This is a genomic window from Mesorhizobium sp. M0898, assembly GCF_040319695.1.
Lineage (GTDB): Bacteria > Pseudomonadota > Alphaproteobacteria > Rhizobiales > Rhizobiaceae > Mesorhizobium.
This window is the reverse complement of record NZ_JAMYOE010000109.1, coordinates 1-2,706: the sequence shown is the minus strand read 5'-3', so window position 1 is coordinate 2,706 and position 2,706 is coordinate 1. Positions and strand designations below refer to the sequence as shown.

Genomic DNA, 2,706 nt, shown 5'->3' with positions numbered 1-2,706 from the left:
ACCTGCAACGTGCTCCCAAACAACGGATGCCAGCGATAGGCAACCGTCGCAAAGCGAAAACCATATGCAGAATGTCGATAATTGCGCTCTTTTGGCGCGGAATACATAAAGTGCGCCGTTGAATGGATCCGAGCCGGCATCGCGCACCAGTGCCAAAAGGCCGTCGGGACCTTTTCTAAAATCGACGGGATGACTGGCGACCAACACCTTCACGCCAGCCGGGATCATGCCTGGCGAACCGCCCGGATAATCCGCACCAGCTGCTCCTCATTGATATCGGCACCGGCGCGAATGACCACGCCACCCAGCTCGATCTCCACCGACGCAGACGCTGTCGGCGTGACCTCGACAAAGCCGAGCCGCTCCGCATCCCTGTGTGGCGTGACCGCACCGCTCTTGATCGCCTTGCTCCGCCAGCCGAACAGCTGGGCCGGCGCCATCCCCGCTTGTCTGGCAATGGCCGATACATTCGCGCCCGGCTTCAGTGTCGCCTCGATCAGCCGCGACTTCGCTTCCGCCGACCAGCGCCGCCGCGGACGCTGCGGGCTTGCCTCCAGTCGGTTGGCAACCGCTTCAAGAACATGGAAACTTCTATCATCAGGCATAGGCGCAGACATAGAAATTGACACTGCAAGCTCCTCGGCTCCTTGCTTCAGTGTCAGTATGTCTCGCTCATCACCTCAAGCCGCGCCAGATGGGGTCAGCTTGGCGCTTACAGTCGGTCGGTGAACGTTTGTCATTCACATTTCTCATGTGCGCATCGCCAGCGGCTCAGCAGGAGCCTCACCGTCACAGCCTTACCCTGGACCGGAAGGTCCTGAAGGCTGCGGCTGGACCACCCATGCCGATTTCGGCTTCGCCGTCCGCAATCGGGGCAAATGCCGATCGCTGGTCCGGCAGCGGAAACAACCCAACTGTCATCATCAGTGAGCTCGACGCCCAGAACTTTGACCCCTGGGCCGGGCGACCATTTTGATTTCGTTCGCATGCCCGCCCATTAGCGATCTTGCCGCTAACAGCCGATGAACCACACAAGGTGAGAGCCAACTCGCAAGGGCGCTGCGGGAACTGTGCAGGATCGAGCGATCCATATTCATGATTGAATGGTACTCAAGCCCGGCACGCTGCCAAGCCGGCCTCAACAAGGGCGAAGCAGCACACAAGCTCAAGCGCGCCGTGTTCTTCCATGAGCGAGGCGAAATTCGCGATCGTTCGTTCGAGAGCCAGGCGTTCCGCGCATCCGGACTCAACCTCGTCGTCAGCGCGATCGTACACTGGAACACGGTCTATCTCGACCGCGCGGGCCACACAGTTGAAACGAGGGGGGCGAAACATTCCAGATAGCTGTTGAAGCATATCTCGCGCTGAGTTGGGAACATATCAACCTGACAGGCATCTACACCTGGGACACCGAGCATCAGATGCCCGAAGGCTTTCGAACCCTTAGGCTACCGACCCCAACCCGGCGAGCCATGAGTCCACAGGGATCGTATGCGCCGGTTTCCGCACTATGGCATAGTTCACGCTCTGTTCCCCGTTAGCGTACGAGATTTCGCACTGCTCTTGTTCTGCCCCCATTCTGTTGCTCCGAAATGATTTTTCCGCTTGGCATGTTACATGCTTGTCATCGACAAACGCGCTCACACTGAGCAGAAATTGTCCATGACCACACAAAAACGGACCATTCCGGTCTGCGAGGCTACTCATGTGTAATCAGGCTGTTAACAGCTTATGGCTCGATCGTTAAATTGGCTGCGTCCACCTAAACAGAAGGACTCAAAAAATGACTTATCCCGTGGGTTCGCCGTCGGATGGCTCTCTGAAAGAATCTATCGAAGCAAATGGCCATCATAATCCTCGATTTCATGGCATTGATCACATAGCTTTGGCGGTTCATAAACTAGACGACGCTATCGACCTGTTTCAAGATGTCCTTGGTTTTAAGCTTAGGCGGCGATTGCATATAAAAGGTAAGAAGACTGGGATGGTGTGTGCGGACATGGTTCGGAACGACATGTGCTTTGTGCTTTGCCAAGGCACAGAGCCAGAGTCGCAGGTGTCTCAACTTGTCCAAAACTACGGGGTTGGTCTAGCTCATGTTGCATTATCTGTCGACGATGTGTCGGCGGCGGTCAATACGCTTAGAGCGCGGGGATTGTCGTTCGACACGACTATTATTGAAGGACCTGGCCTAACACAAGCATTCTCTTCTCGATGCGCTAATACGGGGATAAGTTTTGAACTCATCCATCGGAACGGAGAGGAAGCATTTCTTGAAGACAACGTACAAGAGCTTTTCGAGCAGCTTGAGCAGTCGGGAAAATACTGATCAAAGAGGTGTGGCCCCCCGGGTTTCGCGATCCGACTTCAGGCGCGCCCGCCGGCCTACCAGGGTCCCGCAAGACTGATCGAAGGTGGCATTCCAACTGGACGAAAGGAAAGCGTCACCTGATCTGCGCCAGGCACGGTGAGCTGCCACTGAACTTTCATTCAGCGGCGATCCCCGACCTGTTACGCCGTGGGCGCGGGTTGAGCAATCGGCGAGGACTTCGATCAGCGTACCTCCACCGCCCGGATCGCCACGGTATCACCTTTAGAGCTTTCTGGCCTGATCCTGGCATCGTCCTGTCCGACAACCCGCACGCGCGCGACAAACTCGAGCCTTCCTCAGATGCTTGCGTCCAATGTCCGACAATGTCGGACACT

General features: G+C 56.4%; 3 protein-coding genes and 2 pseudogenes. 2 read left to right on the top strand and 3 right to left on the bottom strand.

All coding sequences use genetic code 11. The annotated features are described in order from the left end of the window. From tnpB to NKH90_RS34335, 3 genes and pseudogenes are all read right to left on the bottom strand, one after another. Nucleotides 1-228, bottom strand: a 228-nt coding sequence (gene tnpB / locus NKH90_RS34345) for an IS66 family insertion sequence element accessory protein TnpB (RefSeq protein ID WP_352823726.1), incomplete at its 3' end; no start/stop codon positions are given. Continuing rightward, nucleotides 225-605, bottom strand: a complete 381-nt coding sequence (locus NKH90_RS34340) for a transposase (protein WP_245274633.1) — start codon at nucleotides 603-605, stop codon at nucleotides 225-227. The genes tnpB and NKH90_RS34340, both read right to left, overlap by 4 nt. A gap of 134 nt (nucleotides 606-739) precedes the next feature. Next, nucleotides 740-988 (bottom strand): annotated as a pseudogene (locus NKH90_RS34335) (transposase family protein); the annotation flags it as partial. 50 nt (nucleotides 989-1,038) lie between these two features. Between NKH90_RS34335 and NKH90_RS34330 the strand changes: the two are divergent. Both NKH90_RS34330 and NKH90_RS34325 read left to right on the top strand, forming a co-directional pair. Next, nucleotides 1,039-1,541, top strand: a pseudogene (locus tag NKH90_RS34330) (Tn3 family transposase); the annotation flags it as partial. A gap of 242 nt (nucleotides 1,542-1,783) precedes the next feature. Then, the gene (locus NKH90_RS34325) at nucleotides 1,784-2,329 is read left to right on the top strand and encodes a VOC family protein (RefSeq protein WP_352508242.1); all 546 of its coding nucleotides are present in this window, start codon (nucleotides 1,784-1,786) and stop codon (nucleotides 2,327-2,329) included. Nucleotides 2,330-2,706 lie beyond the last annotated feature (377 nt).